Annotated in this window: 3 protein-coding genes; all 3 read right to left on the reverse strand. The window is 31.3% G+C overall.

The window, feature by feature from the left end:
- Positions 1-134: 134 nt before the first annotated feature.
- Positions 135-452: a type II toxin-antitoxin system RelE/ParE family toxin gene (locus tag IEV72_RS13555; protein WP_188459658.1), complete on the reverse strand. Its 318-nt coding sequence runs from the start codon at positions 450-452 to the stop codon at positions 135-137.
- Positions 443-688, reverse strand: coding sequence for a hypothetical protein (locus tag IEV72_RS13560; protein WP_229731938.1), 246 nt, complete (start codon positions 686-688; stop codon positions 443-445). The genes IEV72_RS13555 and IEV72_RS13560 overlap by 10 nt, the downstream gene beginning before the upstream one ends.
- A 213-nt stretch (positions 689-901) precedes the next feature.
- A complete protein-coding gene (locus IEV72_RS13565; RefSeq protein ID WP_188459659.1) occupies positions 902-1,564 on the reverse strand; it encodes a hypothetical protein in 663 nt (220 codons plus the stop codon).
- Between the last annotated feature and the right edge of the window lie 264 nt (positions 1,565-1,828).

A 1,828-nucleotide genomic window follows, 5' to 3' on the forward strand; every position in this document is an offset into this window, starting at 1 on the left:
TGAAGCAAGCTTCAAATTATATAAAACGTGATAGAAAATTAAAAAATAATGAGATAACTAATAAGAAAATATCATAAATTTGAAGGAAGATCAGGTTGATTGCTTTTCATAGGATGCGCTGTTGGCAACTGGCTTTATTTCGTTCGCTTTATCTTTTCAGTTTGCTGATGGGTTTCAAAAACATCCATTATTTCAACTCTATTTTGTTTAGAATTTATCCAATAAATGATTTTATAAGTTTGATGAAGTAAATATCTTAACTCAATTTCTCTTTCAACCAACATTGGTTCTATTTGACCAATTTGGGGTTGATTTTTTAATCTTAAAGTTGATTTAACTATTTTTTCGTTTTCATTTTTCGCTACTGTCAAACTTGCATTTTCTTTTAAATGCTTAAAAATCTTTTTTAATTCAGTCTTAGCGAAATCTGTCCAATAAATTTTTAATTCCATTTTTCAATTTCAGCAAGTAAGTCATTTACTTCCGTCAACTTCCCGTTTTTCGAATCTTTAAGCGATTTATCAATTCGAGCATTCAATTCAACAGATGTCATTGGTTCAACTTTGTCAGGCGATGAATGTTCTTTTTCTTTTTTCAATAACCTTTCAAGTTTTGAAATTGTTTTTTCACTTTGAAGTTTAAAGAACTCCTGAACGAATTCTATTTTACGAGCTTCTATGTTCATCATCAATTATTTTTTCAAATATACAAATTATAACATTCAAATTTGTATTGTTTTCGTTTTCTTAGCTTGTTGCCAACGGTCCGCGCATAACATAAGTGGCGACTTAAAATGCGCTTTCCATTCGGTTAAACTTTTAATTTTCTAAAAAAACCAAAATTTTCGTTTCAATCACAAATCTCGCCATTTTTGTTATGCGCTGTTGTGGTGTCGTATTTTTTAATTCATAAATTTTGTCATTATTCCTAATTGCAATAACATAAACCCACTTATTATCATCGCAAGAATTGCAAATTTCTTTATATCGCTCAATTCTCTCCCTTCCTTTAAAATCAGTCGCCTAAAATCTGCTGATATTAGGCTCAATAGAGCAGTCAGAAATAAAAGTCCGATTGCAGCCAAAACTCCGTTACCAATTGGAAATCCTTCTTTGTCGCCAAGTAAAAACGGAATTATGTCTGTTAGAAAAAGTAAGTTCCACACTACGATAGCTCCAATTGCAAATTCTTTTTTGATAGGGAAACCACCTTTCGCTTGTTTTTCAATTATAGTTCTATCAATTTTTTGCTCAGAGTTATTTTGATTATTTAAAAATCCCGTTTCATCAATTTGTCGTACGATAGAGTTTGGGTCTTTAAAAGTCCAAAAAATCACACGTTCTTTATAGTTAGCAACTTTGTGATTTATTTTTATTCCTTGTCCAATTATTGTAATCATTATATAAGGTTCGATTGAAATAATGTCAGCTGGTTGAAAGGTCAGGTTACCGATAATAGAGGCATTCAATTCCAATCTGTCCTTATTCACTTTTAGAGTCGCAAAAGGAATTGACGCATTAGCCATTCCAATTCTTGCTCCACCTGTTAATTGTAATTCGTTCATTTTGTTTTCTGTCGGTTTTTAATATGCACCACAACGTCTCGCGCATAACGAAAGTGGCGAGCTAAAATGCGCAAGTTTTTCGGTTAAACTTTAAGTTTCTAAAAATACATAAAACTCTCGTTTCAGCACAAATCTCGTCATTTTTGTTAGCATCCATGAAAAAGCAGAAAGTCTAGTATCTTTAAATTTCACTAAAAATTATAAGATATGAACACTGAACAAACTGCCACACCGAAGTTATTTATTGGAATTGACATACACAAG

Source organism: Psychroflexus planctonicus (genome assembly GCF_014640195.1).
In the GTDB taxonomy this organism is placed as follows: domain Bacteria; phylum Bacteroidota; class Bacteroidia; order Flavobacteriales; family Flavobacteriaceae; genus Psychroflexus; species Psychroflexus planctonicus.